The 19,863-nt window shown below is 69.1% G+C and carries 20 protein-coding genes; 8 read left to right on the top strand and 12 right to left on the bottom strand.

From position 1 onward, the window contains the following. Positions 1-3 precede the first annotated feature (3 nt). From fghA to ACIQ1T_RS10580, 5 genes are all read right to left on the bottom strand, one after another. Positions 4-840 (bottom strand): S-formylglutathione hydrolase, encoded by an 837-nt coding sequence (gene fghA, locus ACIQ1T_RS10600; RefSeq protein ID WP_395944512.1) that lies wholly within the window; start codon positions 838-840, stop codon positions 4-6. Further along, entirely contained in the window at positions 841-1,254 is a 414-nt protein-coding gene (locus ACIQ1T_RS10595) for a type II toxin-antitoxin system VapC family toxin (RefSeq protein ID WP_395944511.1), read from the bottom strand. Next, the gene (locus ACIQ1T_RS10590) at positions 1,251-1,505 is read right to left on the bottom strand and encodes a FitA-like ribbon-helix-helix domain-containing protein (protein ID WP_395944510.1); all 255 of its coding nucleotides are present in this window, start codon (positions 1,503-1,505) and stop codon (positions 1,251-1,253) included. Before ACIQ1T_RS10590 ends, ACIQ1T_RS10595 begins: the two co-directional genes overlap by 4 nt. 10 nt (positions 1,506-1,515) lie before the next feature. Next, on the bottom strand, positions 1,516-1,902 hold the full coding sequence (locus ACIQ1T_RS10585) for a VOC family protein (protein WP_395944509.1): 387 nt from the start codon (positions 1,900-1,902) through the stop codon (positions 1,516-1,518). 71 nt (positions 1,903-1,973) lie between these two features. Beyond that, positions 1,974-3,080 carry an S-(hydroxymethyl)glutathione dehydrogenase/class III alcohol dehydrogenase gene (locus ACIQ1T_RS10580; protein ID WP_395944508.1) on the bottom strand — a complete coding sequence of 369 codons (1,107 nt, stop codon included), beginning with the start codon at positions 3,078-3,080 and terminating at the stop codon, positions 1,974-1,976. 164 nt (positions 3,081-3,244) lie between these two features. On the opposite strand from ACIQ1T_RS10580, the gene ACIQ1T_RS10575 reads away from it, so the two are divergent. Together ACIQ1T_RS10575 and ACIQ1T_RS10570 are read left to right on the top strand one after the other, a co-directional pair. Beyond that, complete coding sequence (locus tag ACIQ1T_RS10575) at positions 3,245-4,147, top strand: LysR family transcriptional regulator (protein WP_395944507.1); 903 nt, start codon at positions 3,245-3,247, stop codon at positions 4,145-4,147. 158 nt (positions 4,148-4,305) lie between these two features. Then, complete coding sequence (locus ACIQ1T_RS10570) at positions 4,306-5,016, top strand: NAD-dependent deacylase (RefSeq protein WP_395944506.1); 711 nt, start codon at positions 4,306-4,308, stop codon at positions 5,014-5,016. 72 nt (positions 5,017-5,088) lie between these two features. Here the strand turns inward: ACIQ1T_RS10570 and ACIQ1T_RS10565 are convergent, their stop codons facing one another. Continuing rightward, positions 5,089-5,646: an OmpA family protein gene (locus tag ACIQ1T_RS10565; protein ID WP_395944505.1), complete on the bottom strand. Its 558-nt coding sequence runs from the start codon at positions 5,644-5,646 to the stop codon at positions 5,089-5,091. Positions 5,647-6,018: 372 nt separating this feature from the next. Between ACIQ1T_RS10565 and ACIQ1T_RS10560 the strand changes: the two genes are divergently transcribed. Then, the gene (locus tag ACIQ1T_RS10560) at positions 6,019-6,870 is read left to right on the top strand and encodes a hypothetical protein (RefSeq protein WP_395944504.1); all 852 of its coding nucleotides are present in this window, start codon (positions 6,019-6,021) and stop codon (positions 6,868-6,870) included. A gap of 89 nt (positions 6,871-6,959) precedes the next feature. On the opposite strand, the gene ACIQ1T_RS10555 is transcribed toward ACIQ1T_RS10560, so the two are convergent. From ACIQ1T_RS10555 to ACIQ1T_RS10545, 3 genes are all read right to left on the bottom strand, one after another. Continuing rightward, the gene (locus ACIQ1T_RS10555) at positions 6,960-7,283 is read right to left on the bottom strand and encodes a YnfA family protein (protein ID WP_395944503.1); all 324 of its coding nucleotides are present in this window, start codon (positions 7,281-7,283) and stop codon (positions 6,960-6,962) included. 10 nt (positions 7,284-7,293) lie between these two features. Further along, on the bottom strand, positions 7,294-8,100 hold the full coding sequence (locus ACIQ1T_RS10550; protein WP_395944502.1) for an RNA methyltransferase: 807 nt from the start codon (positions 8,098-8,100) through the stop codon (positions 7,294-7,296). A gap of 160 nt (positions 8,101-8,260) precedes the next feature. Then, complete coding sequence (locus tag ACIQ1T_RS10545) at positions 8,261-9,286, bottom strand: S1/P1 Nuclease (RefSeq protein WP_395944501.1); 1,026 nt, start codon at positions 9,284-9,286, stop codon at positions 8,261-8,263. 228 nt (positions 9,287-9,514) lie between these two features. Between ACIQ1T_RS10545 and ACIQ1T_RS10540 the strand changes: the two genes are divergently transcribed. Continuing rightward, the gene (locus tag ACIQ1T_RS10540; protein ID WP_395944500.1) at positions 9,515-10,126 is read left to right on the top strand and encodes a hypothetical protein; all 612 of its coding nucleotides are present in this window, start codon (positions 9,515-9,517) and stop codon (positions 10,124-10,126) included. Positions 10,127-10,130: 4 nt separating this feature from the next. On the opposite strand, the gene ACIQ1T_RS10535 is transcribed toward ACIQ1T_RS10540, so the two are convergent. Then, a complete protein-coding gene (locus tag ACIQ1T_RS10535) occupies positions 10,131-11,993 on the bottom strand; it encodes a monovalent cation:proton antiporter-2 (CPA2) family protein (RefSeq protein ID WP_395944499.1) in 1,863 nt (620 codons plus the stop codon). A gap of 165 nt (positions 11,994-12,158) precedes the next feature. On the opposite strand from ACIQ1T_RS10535, the gene ACIQ1T_RS10530 reads away from it, so the two are divergent. The 4 genes from ACIQ1T_RS10530 (at position 12,159) to ACIQ1T_RS10515 (ending at position 17,606) form a co-directional block, all read left to right on the top strand. Beyond that, positions 12,159-14,003, top strand: coding sequence for a von Willebrand factor type A domain-containing protein (locus ACIQ1T_RS10530; protein WP_395944498.1), 1,845 nt, complete (start codon positions 12,159-12,161; stop codon positions 14,001-14,003). 67 nt (positions 14,004-14,070) lie between these two features. Beyond that, the gene (locus ACIQ1T_RS10525; RefSeq protein ID WP_395944497.1) at positions 14,071-14,478 is read left to right on the top strand and encodes a CBS domain-containing protein; all 408 of its coding nucleotides are present in this window, start codon (positions 14,071-14,073) and stop codon (positions 14,476-14,478) included. Between the two features lie 66 nt (positions 14,479-14,544). After that, positions 14,545-15,111, top strand: coding sequence for a hypothetical protein (locus ACIQ1T_RS10520; RefSeq protein WP_395944496.1), 567 nt, complete (start codon positions 14,545-14,547; stop codon positions 15,109-15,111). 86 nt (positions 15,112-15,197) lie between these two features. Next, positions 15,198-17,606: an ATP-binding protein gene (locus ACIQ1T_RS10515; RefSeq protein ID WP_395944495.1), complete on the top strand. Its 2,409-nt coding sequence runs from the start codon at positions 15,198-15,200 to the stop codon at positions 17,604-17,606. Here ACIQ1T_RS10515 and ACIQ1T_RS10510 read toward each other — a convergent pair. Together ACIQ1T_RS10510 and ACIQ1T_RS10505 are read right to left on the bottom strand one after the other, a co-directional pair. Next, a complete protein-coding gene (locus ACIQ1T_RS10510) occupies positions 17,603-18,784 on the bottom strand; it encodes an acetyl-CoA C-acyltransferase (protein WP_395944494.1) in 1,182 nt (393 codons plus the stop codon). The two genes, ACIQ1T_RS10515 and ACIQ1T_RS10510, sit on opposite strands and share 4 nt — an antisense overlap. A gap of 91 nt (positions 18,785-18,875) precedes the next feature. Then, on the bottom strand, positions 18,876-19,814 hold the full coding sequence (locus tag ACIQ1T_RS10505) for a flavin reductase family protein (RefSeq protein ID WP_395944493.1): 939 nt from the start codon (positions 19,812-19,814) through the stop codon (positions 18,876-18,878). Positions 19,815-19,863 lie beyond the last annotated feature (49 nt).

Here is a 19,863-nt window from a genome sequence, read left to right as displayed (position 1 = left end):
CGCCTAGGCTTTCAGCCGCGCGGCGTGAAAGGCGACGTGGTCGGCGATGAAGCTGGTCATGAAGAAATAGGAGTGGTCGTAGCCGGGCTGCATCCGGATCGTGACGGTCTGGCCTGCAGCCTCGGCGGCGGCCTGCAGCAGTTCGGGCTTCAGCTGGTCGGTCAGGAAGCTGTCGGCGTCGCCCTGGTCGATCAGGATGTCGTCATAGACGCCCTTGGCGGCGCCCGCCTCCATCAGAAGCGCGGCGTCGTGGCGGGCCCAGGCGGCGCGGTCTTCCCCCAGATAGGCGGTGAAGGCCTTCTCGCCCCAGGGGCAGCGGGTCGGGGATGAAATCGGGGCGAAGGCCGAGACCGACCGGAACAGGTCGGGATGGTTCAGCGCCAGGGTCAGGGCCCCGTGCCCGCCCATCGAATGGCCCGAGATCGAGCGGACGCCGGCGGTCGGGAATTCGGCGTCGATCAGGGCGATCAGTTCGCCGGTCACATAGGATTCCATACGGAAGTGCGGCGTCCAGGGCGCCTGGGTGGCGTCCAGATAGAAGCCCGCGCCCTGGCCCAGGTCATAGGCCGGATCGTCAGCGACCCCTTCCCCGCGCGGGCTGGTGTCGGGAGCGACGATGATGACGCCATGTTCGGCGGCGGCCTGATAGACGCCGGCCTTGGTGGTGAAATTATCCTCGGTGCAGGTCAGGCCCGACAGCCAGATCAGGACCGGGAACGGCCCCTCGCCCGCCGGAACGAAGACCGACAGGGTCATCGGCGTGCCCGTGGTCGCGCTGTCGTGCTTCAGATAGCGCAGGGTTCCGCCGTGGACGGCGTGGGTCTTGGTGGTTTCTAACATTCAGACAGCCTTAGACAGATAACGAACATCGACGCCGAGATCAGCGGCGCGAGCGGCCAGACGCTTGTCCACAGTGGCCAGGACCAGCCCGTCACGTCGAGCCAGGGCAATATAGAGGCAGTCGTAAACCGCATGATCGAGCGACGCGCTCAGCCTCTGCGCCGCCTCGATCAGATCCTCGTCCGCAACCAGCTCCAGCCGCCCCGCAACGCTGGACACCACGGCGCAGGCGCTGTCGATGTCCAGCAGCCCGGCCCGCACATATTTCCAGAGCGCGTTCGCCAGCTCGATCTGAACGAAGGCGGGCGCCACCCCATCCATGCCGTCACGCAAAGCCAGAGCGTCCTCGAACAGAGGATCGTCGGGCAGGTACCATTTCATGATCAGGCTGGCGTCCAGGACGACCCGGCTCACCGATCCCGGTCCTCGCGGATCAGAGCCGTGCTGTCCAAGGTGGCTCCGCGCAGCTGCTCTCGCACACGCGCCGCCACAGCCTCGAACCGCTCTTCGGCCAGATGCACCTCGCGGGTCGCCATGTCTCTGAACTTCTGCTCCAGAGACATGTTCTCGCGTTCGGCGATACGCTTCAGTCGCGCCACCACCGCATCATCCAGATTACGAACCAGGACCTGAGCCATGCCCGGATGATAGCATGGTGCTATCATCCGTTCCAGATCAGGGTTTCACCCGGTGCATGGCGCAGATCTTGTTGCCCGAGGGGTCGCGTAGATAGGCCAGATACAGGCCGCCGAACGGGCCTTCGCGCAGGCCGGGTGGATCCTCGATCGAAGTCCCGCCCGACGCCACGCCGGCGGCGTGGAAGGCCTCGACCATGGCGGCTTCCTTGGCGGCGAAGCCGATGGTGCCGCCGTTGGCGTGACAGGCCGGCTCGCCGTCGATGGGCTTGCCGATCGCAAAGGCGCCCAGGCGGGTGCGCCACCAGTAGCGCCCCTTGGGATCCGGCCCCTGCCCCGGTTCGGCGCCCAGGGCGCCGAGCACGGCGTCATAGAAATTGCGCGACGCCTCGATGTCGTTGGCGCCGACGGTGACGTGGGTGAACATTTGTCTTCCCTTCCCTCCCTTTTGGTCGGGCGATCAGATATCAGTCGGTTGCTTTTGGCAACTGACCTCGATCAGAACACCACCACCGAGCGGATGCTTTCGCCCGCGTGCATCAGGTCGAAGGCCTTGTTGATGTCTTCCAGACCGAAGGTGTGGGTGATCATCGGGTCGATCTCGATCTTGCCGTCCATGTACCAGTCGACGATCTTCGGCGTGTCCGTGCGGCCACGCGCGCCGCCGAAGGCCGAACCGCGCCAGACCCGGCCGGTGACCAGTTGGAACGGGCGGGTGGCGATCTCCTTGCCGGCCTCGGCGACGCCGATGACGACGCTCTCGCCCCAGCCGCGGTGGCAGGCTTCCAGGGCCTGACGCATGACCACGGTGTTGCCGGTGCAGTCGAAGGTGTAGTCGGCGCCGCCGCCGGTCATCTCGACCAGATGGGCGACCACGTCCGAGACGTTCTTCGGATTGACGAAATGGGTCATGCCGAAGCGACGGCCCCATTCTTCCTTCGTGTCGTTGATGTCCACGCCGATGATCATGTCGGCGCCGACCATCTTCAGCCCCTGGATCACGTTCAGGCCGATGCCGCCCAGGCCGAAGACCACGGCGTTGGCGCCCGGCTCGACCTTGGCCGTATTGACCACGGCGCCGACGCCGGTGGTCACGCCGCAGCCGACGTAGCAGGCCTTGTCGAACGGCGCGTCCTTCCGGATCTTGGCCAGGGCGATCTCGGGCAGGACAGTGAAGTTCGAGAAGGTCGAGCAGCCCATATAGTGGGCGATGGCCTGACCCTTGTAGCTGAAGCGGCTGGTGCCGTCGGGCATCAGGCCTTTCCCTTGCGTCGAACGGATCGAGGTGCAGAGGTTGGTCTTGCGCGACAGGCACGACTTACACTGGCGGCATTCCGGCGTGTACAGCGGGATGACGTGGTCGCCGACCTCGACCGAGGTCACGCCCGGTCCGACCTCGACCACCACGCCCGCGCCCTCGTGGCCCAGGATCGAGGGGAAGATGCCCTCGGAGTCCAGGCCGTCCAGCGTATAGGCGTCGGTGTGGCAGATGCCGGTGGCCTTGATCTCGACCAGCACCTCGCCGGCGCGCGGCCCTTCCAGATCGACCTCGACGATCTCAAGCGGGCGTTTGGCCTCGAAGGCGACGGCGGCGCGGGTTTTCATAATTCCTGGTCCTTCGGACGTCCCTAACGCTCGCCGCGCGGCGGCTCGCTACATGAGGGACAGTTGTCTGTTGCGCTTGTTCTAGGCCGGGTCGGGGCTTGGCGAAACGGCGACAAACGCAAAACATTATTGCCTGACAGGGACAATCATGCTGCACCGTCCGCATGAGCAGTCGCTGGGACGGGATCGACGAATTCACGGCCGTGGCCGAACAGGCCAGTTTCTCGGCGGCTGCGAAACGGCTGGGCCTGTCGACCTCGGCGGTCAGTCGCGAGATCGCGCGGCTGGAGGACCGGCTGCAGACCCGGCTGCTGAACCGCACCACGCGCCGGGTCGAACTGACCGATGCGGGCCGCGACTTCCTGGCCCGCTGCCGCCGCCTGATCGACGAACGGGACGAGGCCCTGGCCGCCGTCCAGCCGGACGACAGCGCCCCGCGCGGCCTGCTGCGGATGACCTGTTCCGTCTCCTACGGCGAGCGGTTCGTGGCCCCGGCGGTCAACCGGTTCGCCCGCGATCATCCCGAACTGTCGATCGAACTGGATCTGGACAACCGACTGCGCGATCTGGTCGGCGACGGCTATGATCTGGCCATCCGGTTCGGCCATCTGACCGACTCGCGGCTGATCGCGCGACGGCTGGCCTCGCGGCGGCTGATCCTGTGCGCCGGCCCCGATTATCTGGCCCGGCGGGGCGCGCCGCGCGATCTGGCCGAACTGCCGGCCCACGACCTGCTGACCGGATCCTCGGAACACTGGCGGTTCAGCGAGGCCGGGCGCGAGATCCAGTTCCGCCCCCAGGGCCGCTGGCGCTGCAACTCGGGCGCGGCCGTTCTGGACGCCGCGATCCAGGGACTGGGCCTGTGCCAACTTCCAGATTTCTATGTGACCGAGCCGCTGCAGACCGGCGCCCTGATCGCCGTCCTGCCCGAACATCGCCCGCCCGACGAAGGTGTCTGGGCCGTCCATCCCAATCCCCGCCATGTCCCCCCCAAGGTGCGGTTGATGATCGACTGGCTGAGGGCCAGTCTGGCGACGTTAAACGGGTCGGCGGAGCAGACCCCATAAAGCTCGTCCTCTGACCGCCGAAAAATTTTTTAGTGCACTTTAGTGCAGATTTTTGAGATTGGTTCGCAGGTACGTATCCATATAGTCAGGTTTAGACCATGCCTACGTCACAGCCGGACGCAGGCTGACCGGGGGCGCGGGACGCGCTAATCAGAACCATGACCCATCGCAACCTCGTCGTCCTGACCGGCGCCGGCATATCGGCCGAGAGCGGCGTGCCCACCTTCCGCGCCGACGACGGCCTGTGGTGCGGACACAGGGTCGAGGATGTGGCCACGCCTGAAGGCTATGCCGCCGATCCGGCCCTGGTGCAGGACTTCTACAATCTGCGGCGGCGGCAGCTGGCCGAGGTGGCGCCCAATGCGGCGCACCGGGCCCTGGCCGATCTGGCGGCGCGGTGGAGCGGCGACTTCCTGCTGGTGACCCAAAATGTCGACGACCTGCACGACCGGGCCCACGCCGAGACGCCGCCGGCCAGGGGGTTCGAGCTGATCCACATGCACGGCGAACTGCTGAAGGCGCGCTGCACCCGGTCGGACACGGTGATGGACTGGCCCGGCGACATGACGGCGGACGAAGCCTCGCCCCATCATCCGCAGGGACGGATGCGGCCGCATATCGTCTGGTTCGGGGAGACGCCCCTGGCCATGGAGCGGATCGAACAGGCCCTGGCGAGCTGCGACCTGTTCGTCTCCATCGGCACCTCGGGCGCTGTCTATCCGGCGGCGGGCTTCGTCCAGCTGGCGCGTTACGCCGGGGCGCGGACGGTCGAGATCAATCTGGAGCCGACGCAAGGGGCGCGCCTGTTCGACGAGGGGGTCTATGGCCCCGCGACCCAGGCCGTGCCGGCCTTCTTCGACACCCTGTAGACGCCAAAACGGCGGCCGCTGCGAAGCGACCGCCGTCATCCCCGCGCAGGCGGGGACGTGCGTCTTCAGCCGTTAGGCGAGGACGACGATGGTCACGCGGCGGTTCTGCGAACGGCCTTCCGGCGTGTCGTTCGAGGCCACCGGGTTTTCCGGGCCGTAGGAGATGGTCGCCATCCGGTTCAGCGCAACGCCCTGACGGTTCAGGAAGCGACGCACGGCCTCGGCGCGCTGGTCGCCCAGCTGATTATTGTACTCGGCCGGACCGGTCGCGTCGGTGAAGCCCTGGATTTCCAGATAGACGTTCTTGTTCTCGCCCTGCAGACGCTGGGCGAACTGGGCCAGGCGCTGTTCGGCCTCCGGCGACAGGGCCGAGGCGTCGGTCGGGAACTTCACGGAGTCGTCGGACAGGACGACCTGGTAGAGGAACTTGCCCTCGGCCAGCTTGTGGGCGTCGTTGGCGCGCTGGAGGGCCTGGCCCGCCGTGCCCTCGACACCGGTCACCCGCGTATCCACCACCTCGACCTGATCACGCACGAAACGATGGCTGGCGCAGCCGCTGGCCGCGAAGCCGAGGGCGATGAGGGCGCCGCCGAGGACTGCCGTCCTGAGTTTCGATCTGCTCAAGTTCATGTCTCCTTCTTGCTGGGGGCGCCACGCCCAGTTCATGCGCCAGGTGAAACTGTGGTAGGCGAGAAGGCGGAGTAATGACGTGCTTCGGGCTGAAAAATGTCAGCTTGGCCATAAGGAAATGCGGATTTCAGCACGAACATTGCGAAACTTCGGAACCTGGGCGCGAGATCAGACGTTGGGCCGCCAACAGGCTTCGCTGTTCGGCGGACCGGCTGATCTATCGCCGATCCACGACATCTTGGCGGTTGTATTCCAGAGACGCCACGTTCCTGACGCGACCGGATGTTTTCAACAGGTCGTTGCGATTTTTTACAGGGGTTCGTTGGAAATGACCATGCGAACGACGTTTCACACCGCATCACGGATAGGCGATTGAGCGGCGCCGGCACGCGACGGCGAGCCCTGGCGGTCGCGCCGGTGGTGGTCGGGCACGCGGCCCTGGTGCTGATGATGGCCGCCGTCCGACCGGAGACGCCCAGCCTGGCCACGCCGCAGGCGCCGCCGATCCTGGTCGAACTGGTCGCGCCGCCTCCCCCGCCGCCGCCTCCCCCGCCGCCGCCCGCCCGCGTTCCCGCGCCGGATCCCTCGCCCACGCCCGACGCCCCCGCCGCGGCGACCGAGGCGCCCGCCCCCGAAAAGCCCGCGCCCCGTCGCGCCCCGCCCGCTGTCGCCGCCGCCCGCCCCCGGCTGGTGGTCGACCGGGTTCCGCCGGACGTGGAGCCCCTGCCCGCCGCGCCTGCGCCGCCGGGACCGCCCCTACCCCTGCTCGGCGCGGCCCAGATAGCGGGTGCGACCACGGTCGGGTCCGGGCCGGGCGGCGGCGGAGGCAACGGGGTCGGAGGCGGCGGCGGGTCTGGCGGGACCGGTTCTGGCTCAGGTTCGGGCGGCGGATCCTGCGACATGGTGCGCTGGGTGCAGGACGCGGTGCGCGACGACACCGCCGTCCGCCGCGCCGTCATCGCCGCCAGCCACGAAATGAACGCCTCGGGCCGCGCCATGCTGGTCTGGGACGGCGACTGGCTGCAGAGCCGCAACCAGTCGGGCAAGGGTCTGGCCGGCGTGCGTCAGGCCATCGCCCTGGAGGTCGCCTTCGCCCCGGCCGAGTGCAAGAACCAGCGGATGACGGGCCTTGCCGTGCTGGATCTTGAGGATCGGCCGGACGGCGCGCGGATCGCGTTAGGCAAGGGCAGCTGGCGTTGGTCGGACCTGCTGGGGGCGGGGTGAGCGATCCGTGCTAGTGCTAGTGAGCAAGAGGTGAGCGAATATCTCGACGCGGGTTAGAACGGCTCACTAGCACTAGCACGCCTCACCATTCAGCCCCTCGGGCCGAACAGGATCAGCCCCGCTCCGACCAGGCAGACCGCCCCGCCGATCAGATCCCACCGGTCGGGCGTGGTCTTCTCGACCACCGCCATCCAGACCAGGGCGGCGCAGATATAGACACCGCCATAGGCGGCGAAGGCCCGGCCCGCCGCATCGCTGGGGACCAGGGTCAACAGCCAGGCGAAGGCGATCAGACAGACCAAGCCCGGCGCCAGCCACAGCGGCGACCGATCCAGCTTCAGCCAGGCCCAGAAGGCGAAACAGCCGCCGATCTCCGCCAGCGCCGCCAACGGATAGATCAGCAGAAGCTTCATCCTCGTTCCCCTAACCCTCGCCGCGCGGCGGCTCGGTGCTTGATGAGGCCTTGGCCGCCCGTTCCGCCGCCAGCTTGGCCAGCACCCGGCCGCGGCCGCGCGACAGGGCGTGGATGGCGCCGCGCATGGTGGCGACCTCCTGTTCGGAGAAGGCGGCGCGGCCCAGCATGACCCGCAGGTTCTGGCTCATCGAACGCTTCTTCTCGGGCGGATAGAAGAAGCCGCCGTTCTCCAGCTCCTCCTCCAGATGTTCGTACATACCGATCAGCAGCTCGTTCGACGCCGGCGGCTCGGCCTCGCGGAAGCGCGGCGGCGGGGCGTCCAGGATCAGGGTGCGCCACTCATAGGCGTTGATCGCCACCGCCTGGGCCAGGTTCAGCGAATGGTGTTTCGGGTCGATCGGTATGGTGGTGATGCCGGCGCACAGGGCGATGTCGGTCGTCTCCAGCCCCGCCCGTTCGCCGCCGAACAACAGGCCGGTCTTCAGACCCGAGGCCGTGTCGTCATACAGGACGCGGCTGGATTCGCGCGGGGTGCGGACCGGCTGGCGCGTCTCGCGCGGGCGGGCCGTGGTGGCGAAGACGGTGTTCAGGTCGGCGATGGCCTCGGCGACGCTGTCGAACACCCGCACGCCCTCCAGCACCCAGTCGGCGCCCGAGGCCGTGGCCCAGGCCCGTTCCTGGGGCCAGCCGTCGCGCGGCGAGACCAGGCGCAGGTCGGTCAGGCCGAAATTGGCCATCACCCGCGCCACGGCGCCGATGTTCTCGGCCATCTGCGACTTGTCGAGGATGACGGCGGGGGGAGCGAGGTCGGACATGGAGTATGGGTACTGACGCGGCGTGGAGGGATGAGTGCTGGTGAAAAGTTCTAGTGAGCGAGAGGTGAGCGGGCGCCGCACGAACCGACGCTTCGGCTCACCCCTTGCTCACTAGCACTCCTCACTAGCACCATTCATCCGCCTCTCGGCCAAATCCCGATCAGTCCTCGCCCACCATGGCGATCCAGGGATCGGCGGTTCCGGCCTCGACCTCGGCGACCTTGACCGCCGGCCAGCCGATCTGGGCCGTGGCGGAAGCGCGCCAGGAGGCGATGATCCAGTCGCGCAGTTCGCCCGCGCCGGCGCCCAGGCGTTCGGTGGCGAAGGCCGCGCCGCGCGCGTCGCCCTCGGCGAAGCCGCCGGCCTTCTCCAGACGATAGAAGGGAACCACCGTCCCGACTGTCGTGGTCAGATAGGTCGTCATCCGCGCCTTGGGATCGAAGCCCTCGACGTTCGAGGCGGGCATGGCCGCCTCGATGGCGTCCAGACGCGCGACCCGGCCGGTGAAGGCGCCCTCGAAGGCGGCGTGGGTCTGGCGCGAGTTGGTGAAGCCTTCCGGATTGGGGAAGTCGCCCCAGCCGTTGAAGTGGATGGTGGTGTGATGCGGCTGCGAGCCGTCGCCGACATAATGGCCCATCACGCCGATGTCGCGCAGGATCAGGGCCTCGCGACGGATGCGGTCGGCCCGGTACCAGGCCTGACGCTCCAGATTGGTCTCGCGCTTCTCGGCGGCGTTCAGCACGCGCCAGTAGGCGAAGTCGCGGCCCAGGTTCTGCCAGGCGTCGATCATGGCGTAGGGCAGGTAGCCGGCGTCGTCGACGTCCAGACCGGCCCTGGTCAGGGCGGCGTCATATTCCGACTTCAGGCGAGGCAGCTCGGCCAGGGTCATGCCGCGCTGGTCGAAGACATGGCCGTTGTCGTCCAGGTCGATGAAGTGGGCGGTGTCGCGTTCGCGGTCGTGCGGCTGGCCGGCGCCCTTCCAGCGGTCAGGCTCGCGCGCCAGTTCGCCGACGTCGGCGATCGCGCCCGGGGTCTTCAGGAAGGCCGGCACGTCGTCCGGCAGGCCGCGCATGGCCGCCACGCCGATCAGCCGGTGGCCGGTGTTGCCCCAGGCGTCGACCTGGACGGCGGGCGCGGCGACGGCGACGAGGGCCAGGGCGGCGGCGGCGATGGCGAGACGTTTCATGAGGACGAACCCTTGCGAAGATCAGGCCCTCTAACGCATCGGTGATCGGCTCTCCAGCCCATCGCCCCGTCTGTTGCATTGCAACATGGGGCCATATGCCTATGCTTGTCGGGCTCTCCGTTCCTTTTGTCCCTTTTCAGGCTCCACATCCTGCGGGGAGCGTCGGCGTGACTGCGCCGTCGCCGCATCCTGCGGCGCCCTGTGGACGCCAGACCGAAAGGACACGCCATGCGCGCGCCCCGTCTCGCCCTTATCGTCTCCACCGCCGCCCTCCTGGCCGCCGCCGGCGCCCAGGCCCAGGCCCAAACCGCGCCGGCGGCTGCCCCCGCAGCCGCCGAAGCCTCGACCTTCACCGACGAGGAACTGCGTCAGTACGACTCCGCCATCACCCGCGTCCGGGCCGTCAGCGACGCCCTGAACGGCGCCCAGCCGACGCCGGAGCAGCAGGCCGAAATGGCCGCCGCCGTCCAGGAGTCCGGCCTTGAGGTCGTGCGCTTCAACGCCATCTCGACTGCGGCCGCAGAGAGCCCGGTCGTCAACGCCCGCATCAATGCGCTGAAGGCCCCGGCGCCGGTCGCCGGTTCGGTCGCCGCCGGCGTGACCGAAGCCGAACTGACCCAGTTCACCCAGGCCATGGTCAAGATCCGCGCCGTCACCGCCACCGTCCAGAACGGTCAGGCCACGCCGGAGCAGAGCGCCCAGCTGACCGCCGCAGTCGAAGGCTCGGGCCTGGCGGTCGACCGCTTCAACGCCATCGCCACGGCGGTGTCCCAGGACGCCGGCCTGCGCGCCCGGGCCGAGCTGATCGGCGCCCAAGCCCAGGAAGTCGGCGCCCAGTAAGGCGTCAGGCGTCGGCGGGTTCGCTGCGCGCCTTCGGCGCCGGCGGGCCCGCCTCGTCCTCGTTCAGCAGACGGCCTTCGCGGCGCGGCTTGATATAGGGCGCGGGCTGCGGCGTCGGCATATTGCCGCGCATCAGCTGACGGCCCGCCTTGAGGCCGCCGGTCAGCTGCAGATCCAGACGCGCCTCGTCGCGTCGGCGGACGTCGCCGATGGTCTCGGCGGCCTCGGCCTCCTCCAGACCCAGTTCGACCAGGGCCCGCTCACCGAATTTCAGCGCCGATTCGAAGGTCTCGCGGATCTGGTAGTCGACCCCGGCCTGGATCAGCCGCATCGAATGGCCGCGGTCGAAGGCGCGGGCCATGATCTTGGTGGTCGGGAACTCGGACTTGACCAGTTCCACGATCCGGTCGGCGGCCTCGGGCTTGTCGACGCAGACCAGGACGATCTCGGCCTCGTCCGCCCCTGAGGCGCGCAGGGTGTGCAGCTGGGTGCCGTCGCCGTAATAGACCTTGAACCCGAACTGCGAAGCGGCCTGGATCATCTCCACGTCGTTCTCGATGATCGAGACGTCCACGTCCTTGGCCAGCAGCGGCTGGGCGACCACCTGGGCGAAGCGGCCGAAGCCGATGATCAGCACCTGGCCGCGCAGATCCCTGGCGAAGTCGACGCCGTCCGCATCCTCCGGCGACTGTTCGTCCTTGGGCAGGAGACGGGTCATCAGCAGGGTGGTCAGGGGCGTCAGGGCCATGGACAGGATGACGATGGCCGTCAGCATGGCGCCGACCGTCGACGAGAACAGGCCCGCGACCACCGCCGCGCCATAGAGGACAAAGGCGAACTCGCCGCCCTGGGCGAACAGGGCCGCCCGCTCCAGCGACTCGCGGTGCGAGGCCTTGAACAGGCGGGCGACGCCGTAGATGCCGATGGACTTGACCACCATGAAGCCCAGCACGCCGCCCAGGACGATGCGCCAGTCGTCGATCACCACCGACACGTCCAGCGACATGCCGACGCTGAGGAAGAACAGGCCCAGCAGGATGGCGCGGAACGGCTCGACGTCCGATTCCAGCTGATGCCTGAAGGTCGATTCCGACAGCAGCACCCCGGCCAGGAAGGCGCCCATGGCCATCGACAGGCCGCCCAGGGCCATGGCCCCGGCGGCGCTGACCACGACCAGCAGGGCGGCGGCCGTCATCACCTCGCGCCCGCCGTAGCGGGCCAGCAGGCGGAAGATCGGATCGACCAGATATTTGCCGGCCAGCAGCACTCCGCCGATGGCCGCAACCGCGAAGCCGATGGTCTGCCATAGGGGCGGGGCGTGTTCGTCCGCCACGCCGGTCAGCGAGGCCAGGACGGCGACGATGGCCAACAGGGGCACGATGGCCAGGTCTTCCAGCAGCAGGATGGAGACGGCGCGCTGGCCCGACGGGCCGGCCAGTTCCCCCCGCTCCTCCAACATCTGCATGATGACGGCGGTCGAGGACAGGACGAAGCCCATGGCCCCGACGAAGGCGACGGCGGCGGGCACGCCCACGGCCATGGCCGCCAGCGTCATCATCAGGCCGCAGACCAGGACCTGGGCGGCGCCGAGACCGAAGATCTCCTTGCGCAGGCCCCACAGGCGTTTGGGCCGCATCTCCAGACCGATGATGAACAGGAAGATGACCACGCCGAACTCGGCGACGTGCAGGATGGTCTCGGGTTCGCGGAACAGTTTCAGGCCGAACGGGCCGATGGCCAGACCGGCCGCCAGATAGCCCAGGACCGAGCCCAGGCCGACCCGTTTGAACACCGGCACGGCGACCACGCCGGCCGCCAACAGGGCGGCGGCCGCCCCCAGATCCAGTCCCGTACCTGCTTCGGCCATCTCGCCCCCTTGAAGTTCCGAACCCCCATTGTGGGGATGGTCGCGCCGGATTGCGAGATGGCGCCGACGACACGGTCGTGGATCAGCGTCACGCCAGCGACCGAAACGCCACAGTTTCGCCCCAGCCTGTCCGCGGAGTGGCGACAAGAACAACCGGAGGACACCATGTCGCGTCTCGCCAGAACCGCCGTCGTCGCCGCCCTGGGCCTGTCCGTCGCCGCCCCGCCCGCCGCCCTGCCCACCGTGGCGCTGGCCAAGCCTATGGACGGCGAGCCGACCCCTGCTGCCTGCGCGCCGCTGGGGTTCGATCTGGCGCCCCCACCGCCCGTCGTCCGACCGCTAGGACGTACGATGGCGGTCGCCACGCCCGCCCCCGTGACGATCGCACCTTCACGGAAGGAGGATCGGGTCGAATATTCGGGGCCGCCCGTTATCGTTCCCGGCCCGCCGCCCCCGCCCGCACCGCCTCCTCCTCCGCCGCCACCACCTCCGCCCGCTCCAATGCAGCCTGCCGTCGCCGGTGCGAGCGCGGTCGTCGTGTCCGGCTCGCGCATCATTCCCGGCCAGCCGCCCCGGGCTGACACCGAACACTATCCCGACGCGACGCCCAATCCGGTCAAGCGGACGGCGGACGAGCCGGTCTCGACCTTCTCCATCGACGTGGACACGGCCGCCTATTCCAATGTCCGCCGCTTCATCGATCAAGGCACGCGGCCGCCCGCCGATGCGGTGCGGGTCGAGGAGCTGATCAACTATTTCGACTACGGCTACGCCCGGCCGGACACGCAGCGGCGGCCCTTCGCCGTGACCACGGCCGTCGCCGCCGCGCCCTGGGCGCCGGAACGCCAGATCGCCCATATCGGCCTGCAGGGCTATGAACTGCCCGAGGGGGAGCGCCGCCCGCTGAACCTGACCTTCCTGGTCGACGTGTCCGGCTCGATGAACAGCCCGGACAAGCTGGACCTGGCCAAGAAGGCGATGAACCTGGCCATCGACCGGCTGCGCCCGCAGGACAGCCTGTCGGTCACCTATTACGCCGAGGGGGCGGGCACGACCCTGCAGCCGACGCCCGGCGACGAGAAGCTGAAGATGCGCTGCGCCGTGGCCAGCCTGCGCGCCTCGGGCGGCACGGCCGGCGCCACCGGCATGACCAACGCCTACGACCAGGCCCAGGCCGGCTTCGCCCGCGCCAAGGTCAACCGCATCCTGATGTTCACCGACGGCGACTTCAACGTCGGCGTCACCGACAACAAGCGGCTGGAGGACTATGTCGCCGAGAAACGCGGCACGGGGATATATCTCTCGGTCTACGGCTTCGGGCGCGGCAATTATCAGGACGCGCGGATGCAGGCGATCGCCCAGGCCGGCAACGGCACGGCGGCCTATGTCGACGACCTGAACGAGGCGCGCCGCCTGTTCGGCCCGGCCTTCGACAAGGGCGCCTTCCCCATCGCCGACGACGTCAAGATCCAGGTCGAGTTCAACCCCGCCCGCGTCGCCGAATGGCGGCTGATCGGCTATGAGACCCGGCTGCTGAACGAGGCGGACTTCAACAACGACCGGATCGACGCGGGCGAGGTCGGATCGGGCGCCAGCGTCACCGCCCTGTACGAGATCACCCCCGTCGGCGGCCCGACCCAGGTTCCCGAGCGCCGCTACGCCGACAACCGCCCCGCGCCACGCGGCGACCCGAACGGCGAGATCGGCTTCGTCCAGATCCGCTACAAACAGCCGGGTCGCGACCGGTCGGAACTGATCTCCCAGCCCCTGGCCAATCCGGCCTCCGGCCCCGTCGGCGCCCAGCCGCCCGAGGCCACGCGCTGGGCCCTGGCCGTCGCCGCCTTCGGCCAGAAGCTGAGGAATGATCCGTGGCTGGCCGCCGACTACGGCTGGGACCGGGTGCTGGACCAGGCGCAGGGCGCGCGGGGCGAGGATCCCTACGGCGACCGGGCCGAATTCGTGCAGATGGTCCGCGCCGCCCAGGCCCTGCCCGAGCGTCGGGAACCCTAGGCCCCTGCAGGAACCGCCCCCTTCGCGGCGGGTTCTCAGCGCGACGGCAAACGCGAGGAGACCCGCCATGAAGATCCGCGACGTAATGACCAGGGACGTGCATCTGGCCCGCCCCGGCGACACCATCCAGGAGGTTTCCGCCCGCATGGCCAAGGGCGGCTTCGGCTTCGTGCCCGTCGCCGACGGCGACCAGCTGATCGGTACGATCACCGACCGCGACATCGTCGTGCGCGCCGTCGCCGGCGGCGGCGCGCCGACCGCCCCGGTCGTCGAATACATCACCCGCGACCCGCAGACGGTTCTGGACACCGATGATCTGAAGTCGGTGCTGGACCTGATGGGTTCGCGTCAGATCCGCCGCGCCCCCGTGGTCGACAAGCATGGCCGGATCGTGGGCGTGATCTCGCTGGGCGACCTGTCGACCCGGGTGAAGGAGAAATACGCCGGCGAGACGCTGGAGAGCATCTCGCGTTAACCCTTTGCCCTCACGGGCCGCTAACGCTCGTCGTTCATCCTGCCTTGAAATGGTCGGAGAGGGTGGATGGCGCGCGCGCAGTTCCAGAAGGGTCAGAAGGTCTGGGTCGAATGCGTCGGCGCCTGGGCGACCGTCGAAAAGGTCCAGCCGGTCTGGGCCAAGGGTTTCGACGAACCCGTGCGCGTCACCTATGACGTCGGCCTGGGCCGCGAGTTCACCGCCGCCGAACTGATGCTGGCCGCCGAGGATCCGGCCGGCGCCGACATGGGGGCCTGGCGCCTGCTGCGGGCCCGCAACAAGTGGCAGACCGAAGAGGACTGCCTGCACCATCCCTTCCCCGGCACCTATCCGGTCGTGGTCACCGACGCCGCCGACTGGGGCGGTTGGCGCGTGCCCGGCGCCGAATACGACCGCGATCCCCAGCGTATCGAGTTCCAGGCGCGGCTGATCGCCGCCGCGCCCAAGCTGATGCAGATCGCCGACGACCTGATGGAGCTGGTGGCGGAAAGCCCGGACGACGCCCCTCCGGCCGTCCTGGCCCTGGCGCGCCAGGCCCGCGACACGCTTCAGGCCGTCACCAATGTGCTGGAAACGGCCCCGGCGCGTCTTCCATCCCCAGCCGCGGCCGCCTGAGCTTCAGAAAGCATTAACCAAGCCTCGACAGGAATCCGCGACGCAGCCTAGATTCCCCCGATAGCTGATTTGTGTGGGAGAACGCCTTGCGGGGCCAGGAGCGGCGGGAAGATCGGCGGGGGCGACGCGCCACCGACCGCGCCTCCGGCGCCCCGGCCTGGTTGCGCATCGGCGTGTTGACCCTGGCGTTGGGCATGGCCGGCTACGCCCTGCTGCTGTCGCGCGAGGCGGGGCGGCCCGCGCGTGAGACCCACATCCTGCGCGACGAGAACCTGACGCTGAACGCGCGCCTCGCCGCCAGCCAGACCGCCGTCCTGATGCGGTCCGCCCGCGCGGGCCTGGACGCCGGCTCCGCCGCCCTGCGCCAGAACGCCGAACCCATAGCTGCGGTCGAAGCCGCCCGCCGCGTCGCGCCCGACGTCGGTTTCGCCGTCATCGCCGCCGACGGCGCCGTCCTGGCGACCCAGGGCGAGGGCGTCCTGGTCGTGCCGGGCGCCGACGCCTCGGGACGGCGGCTGGAGGCGCGGATCGCGCCTCCCCTGCCGGAAGACCAGGCGATGCGGATCGTGTCTTCCGCCGGCGTCGTCCTGGCCTCGTCGCGCGCCGACGAGATCGGCCGGACGGCCCAGACGGTCGTCGGCGTGCCCCCCGACGCCCTGACCCCCGAGGCCCTGGCTTCCATGGATCGGCCGCAGAGCGTCGCAACGGCGCAAGGCGAACGCTCCGTCGTCGCCGCCCCGATCGCGCCGGCCGGCCCCTATGTCGTGGCTGTCGAGGCGGGACCGCCCGGCGGCGTCGCCGCCCTGCTGGACGAGGCCTGGGTCCTGGGCGCCCCGCTGGTGGTGGGCCTGGGCGCCCTGGTCCTGTTCCTGCTGCAGGGCGCGCGCCGCGCCCGCGCCCGTCGTGAATGGGCCTCGTCCGAGAAACGCTTCCGCATCGCCGTCGAGGCCGCGCGCTGCGGCGTCTGGGAATGGGACCTGGAGGGCGAAGAAGTCACCCTGTCCGACTATATGGCCACCCTGCTCGGCTTCCAGGGCGGCGGCGTCGTGCCGGCCGAGGACGTCATGAACCGCGTCCATCCGCGGTTCCGCGAGGAGGTGCGCCACGCCCTGCGCCAGGCCTCGTCCTATGGCGCCTTCGAGGTGACCTTCCCCGTGCCGGGAGAAGAGGGCCGCACACGCTGGATCGACGCGCGCGGCCAGGCGCGCGGCGAACGCGGCGACACCGGCTTTTCAGCCATACTGGGCGTGGCCCTGGACATCACCGAGGCCCGCCGCGCCAAGGCCGCCGCCCAGGCCGCCGAAAGCCGGCTGCGCGACGGGGTCGAGAGCATCTCGGACGCCTTCGTCCTGTTCGACCGCCAGGGACGGCTGATCCTGTGGAACCAGGGGTTCGAGGACGCCTTCGGTTTCGAGCACGGCGTCGTGCGGCGGGGCGCGCTGAAGGACGATCTGAACCGGATCGCCGCCCTGGCCATCAAGGCCGAGCACGCGCCGACCGACGGCCGCGCCGGTCTGCGCGAGGTCGAACTGCACGACGGACGCTGGCTGCAGCTGGCCGAAAGATTCACCTCGGAAGGCGGCTCCGTCGTCACCGCCGCCGACATCACCGCCATCAAGCGCGAGGAGGCCGAGCGCCGTCGCGCCGTCGAGGATCTGAGCCGCACCGTCGTTCAACTGGAATCCAGCCAGGAAATGCTGTCCCAGCTGGCGCGCAAATACGAGATCGCCATGACCCGGGCCGAGGCCGCCAACCAGGCCAAGTCCGAGTTCCTGGCCAATATGAGCCACGAGCTGCGCACCCCGCTGAACGCCATCAACGGCTTCTCGGAGATCATGGCCGCCGAATTGTTCGGTCCCGTGGGTGAAAAGTACAAGGGCTATGCCGGCGACATCCTGAAGTCGGGCCAGCACCTGCTCAGCCTGATCAACGACATCCTCGACATGGCCAAGATCGAGGCCGGCAAGATGACCCTGCACTACGAGGCGGTGTCGCTGCGCGAGCTGTGCGAGGACGCGGTGCGCCTGATGCGCGGCAAGGCCCAGGATTCAGGCCTGACCCTGTCGATCGAGGCCGACGACCTGCCCGACATCGAGGCCGATCATCGCGGCGTGAAACAGATCATGCTGAATCTGATCTCCAACGCGGTGAAGTTCACGCCCGACGGCGGCGCCATCACCCTGTCGGTTCGCCCATTCAAGGGTGCGGCGGGCGAGGACCGGGTCCGCATCGCCTGCACGGACACCGGCATCGGCATCGCCGCCAAGGATCTGGCTCGCCTGGCCCAACCCTTTGAACAGGTCGAGGGACAGCATTCCAAGACCACGCAAGGGACCGGCCTGGGCCTTGCCCTGACCAAGTCGCTGATCGAGATGCACGGCGGCCAGCTGGTGATGGAGAGCGAACCGGGCATAGGCACGGTCGTCAGCTTCGACCTGCCGGTGAAGCGCCCGGCGCAGACCGTTCAGCCGATGAAGGCCGCTTTCGCGGCCTAGATCAGCTCGACCGCCATCGCCGTCGCCTCGCCGCCGCCGATGCACAGGGCGGCCATGCCCCGGGTCTCGCCGCGCGCCTTCAGGGCCGACAGAAGCGTGGTCAGGACCCGCGCGCCGGACGCGCCCAGCGGATGACCCAGGGCGCAGGCGCCGCCGTTGACGTTGATCTTGTCGTGCGGGATTCCAAGCTCCTGCATGGCGATCATCGGCACGATGGCGAAGGCCTCGTTGACCTCCCACAGATCGACCGCGTCGGCGGCCCAGCCCGCCTTCTCCAGCGCCTTCCTGAGGGCGAAGACCGGCGCGGTGGTGAACAGGCTGGGTTCGTGGGCGTGGGCGGCCTGGCTGACCACGCGGGCGACCGGCGTCAGACCCAGGGCGTCCGCCGTCGACTGGCGCATCATCACCAGGGCGGCGGCGCCGTCCGAGATCGAGGCGGCCGAGGCGGCGGTGATGGTGCCGTCCTTGCCGAAGGCGGGACGCAGATTGGGAATCTTGGACGGATCGGATTTCGTCGGCTGTTCGTCACGGTCGACCGTTACCACGCCCTTGCGCGTCTTGACCTCGACCGGGGCGATCTCGGCGTCGAAGCCGCCCGAGGTCTGGGCCGCCTTGGCCCGTTCGGCGCTGGCGACGGCGTAGGCGTCCTGCTGTTCGCGGGTGAACTGATAGGCCTTGGCCGTGTCCTCGGCGAACTGGCCCATCAGCTTGCCGGGTTCGTAGGCGTCTTCCAGCCCGTCCAGGTACAGGCTGTCGGAGATGACATCGTGGCCGATCCGGGCGCCGCCCCGGTGCTTCTGCATCAGATAGGGGGCGTTGGTCATCGACTCCATGCCGCCCGCCACGATCACCTCGGCCGAGCCGGCCAGCAGGGCGTCGCGCGCCATCATGGCCGCCTGCATCCCCGAGCCGCACATCTTGTTGATCGTCGTCGCCTCGGTCGAGATCGGCAGGCCCGCCCCCATGCCCGCCTGACGCGCCGGCGCCTGGCCCAGACCGGCGGGCAGGACGCAGCCCATGATAATTTGCTCGACCCTGTCCGGCGACAGGCCCGCCCGATCCAGCGCCGCCTTTACCGCCGCAGCCCCCAGATCGGTCGCCTTGGCGTCGGACAGGACGCCCTGAAAGCCGCCCATGGGCGTGCGGGCGTAGGAGACGATGACGACGGGATCGGACATGGACGGGTTTCCTCTTGTTTGGCGCAAGAGATAGCCATCCGGGTCCAGAATGTGAACCGGCGCGCCCCCCGTCTATCAGGTGATCCAGCGATCAGGCGAAGTGCAGCCGCCGGTATCGTCCGCGGAAATAGAGCAGCGGGTCGCGGCGCGGTTCGAACCGGGCGCGGGTCACCCGGCCGATGAAGACCAGATGGTCCCCGGCCTCGACCACCTGATGGGTGGCGCATTCGAAACTGGCCAGGGAGCCGGACAGGATGGGCGCGCCCGTCTCCCAGGCCTCCCAGACCACGCCCTCGAACCGCTCGGCGTTCGAGCGGGCGAAGGCGCCCGACATCGGCTGCTGGCCGATGTGCAGGACATTGATGGCGAAATGCTCGGCCTGGCGGAACCGCTCCAGATTGGACGAGCTGCGCGCCAGGCAGAACAGGATCAGCGGCGGATCCAGCGACACCGAGGAGAAGGAGTTGGCGGTCAGGCCGACGGGCCGTCCCTCCTCGTCCGTGGTCGTCACCACCGTCACCCCGGTCGCGAAACAGCCCAGGGCGTCGCGCAGGGTGCGGGGGTCGGAGCCCGCCTGATAATGCAGGGCCTCGCGCGGCGCCTGCTCCTCCAGGAAACCGACCTGAGCGGCGTCTATGGTTTCGTCTTCGGCGTCGCGCGCTACGATCAGGACCGGCAGGCCGTTCAGCGCCGCCAGGGCGTCCGCCGAGGCCTCTCCGACCACGATCAGGCAACTGGCCAGGGCCGGGCCGGTGACGGCCAAGGCGGGCGCCACGACCGGCAGGGCCTCGGCCGCGCACAGGATGGCGGGCCGCGACGACATCTCGACCAGGGCCTGACGCAGGGCGAACTCGTCCTCGCCGCCGCGCGTCAGCAGGACGTGACGCCCGGCCTCGACCAGGGCCCGCACCGACCGTTTCCAGTCCGCCGACAGACGCTCGGGCGCCCCGACCAGCAGGACGACCGGATCCTCGGGATCGCCCCAGGCTTCGACGTCCAGGCCTCCGATCCGGGGCGGCGATGCGATCATGGGGCGGGACGGTCCGAGACTGAAAGGCGAGAGAGCGTCCCTAATAAGG

The organism is Brevundimonas sp. (genome assembly GCF_044336875.1).
Taxonomy (GTDB): Bacteria; Pseudomonadota; Alphaproteobacteria; order Caulobacterales; family Caulobacteraceae; genus Brevundimonas.
Note: the sequence above shows the minus strand (reverse complement) of the source record. Positions and strands in the feature narration are given on the sequence as shown.

Coding starts and splice junctions, on each gene's coding strand:
- ACIQ1T_RS10550 (WP_395944502.1), bottom strand. CDS start 8,100: ATGTCCGACCTCGCTCCCCCCGCCGTCATCCTCGACAAGTCGCAGATG.
- fghA (WP_395944512.1), bottom strand. CDS start 840: ATGTTAGAAACCACCAAGACCCACGCCGTCCACGGCGGAACCCTGCGC.
- ACIQ1T_RS10520 (WP_395944496.1), top strand. CDS start 14,545: ATGGCGCGCGCGCAGTTCCAGAAGGGTCAGAAGGTCTGGGTCGAATGC.
- ACIQ1T_RS10535 (WP_395944499.1), bottom strand. CDS start 11,993: ATGGCCGAAGCAGGTACGGGACTGGATCTGGGGGCGGCCGCCGCCCTG.
- ACIQ1T_RS10575 (WP_395944507.1), top strand. CDS start 3,245: ATGAGCAGTCGCTGGGACGGGATCGACGAATTCACGGCCGTGGCCGAA.
- ACIQ1T_RS10505 (WP_395944493.1), bottom strand. CDS start 19,814: ATGATCGCATCGCCGCCCCGGATCGGAGGCCTGGACGTCGAAGCCTGG.
- ACIQ1T_RS10510 (WP_395944494.1), bottom strand. CDS start 18,784: ATGTCCGATCCCGTCGTCATCGTCTCCTACGCCCGCACGCCCATGGGC.
- ACIQ1T_RS10555 (WP_395944503.1), bottom strand. CDS start 7,283: ATGAAGCTTCTGCTGATCTATCCGTTGGCGGCGCTGGCGGAGATCGGC.
- ACIQ1T_RS10540 (WP_395944500.1), top strand. CDS start 9,515: ATGCGCGCGCCCCGTCTCGCCCTTATCGTCTCCACCGCCGCCCTCCTG.
- ACIQ1T_RS10590 (WP_395944510.1), bottom strand. CDS start 1,505: ATGATAGCACCATGCTATCATCCGGGCATGGCTCAGGTCCTGGTTCGT.
- ACIQ1T_RS10585 (WP_395944509.1), bottom strand. CDS start 1,902: ATGTTCACCCACGTCACCGTCGGCGCCAACGACATCGAGGCGTCGCGC.
- ACIQ1T_RS10565 (WP_395944505.1), bottom strand. CDS start 5,646: ATGAACTTGAGCAGATCGAAACTCAGGACGGCAGTCCTCGGCGGCGCC.
- ACIQ1T_RS10570 (WP_395944506.1), top strand. CDS start 4,306: ATGACCCATCGCAACCTCGTCGTCCTGACCGGCGCCGGCATATCGGCC.
- ACIQ1T_RS10545 (WP_395944501.1), bottom strand. CDS start 9,286: ATGAAACGTCTCGCCATCGCCGCCGCCGCCCTGGCCCTCGTCGCCGTC.
- ACIQ1T_RS10530 (WP_395944498.1), top strand. CDS start 12,159: ATGTCGCGTCTCGCCAGAACCGCCGTCGTCGCCGCCCTGGGCCTGTCC.
- ACIQ1T_RS10580 (WP_395944508.1), bottom strand. CDS start 3,080: ATGAAAACCCGCGCCGCCGTCGCCTTCGAGGCCAAACGCCCGCTTGAG.
- ACIQ1T_RS10525 (WP_395944497.1), top strand. CDS start 14,071: ATGAAGATCCGCGACGTAATGACCAGGGACGTGCATCTGGCCCGCCCC.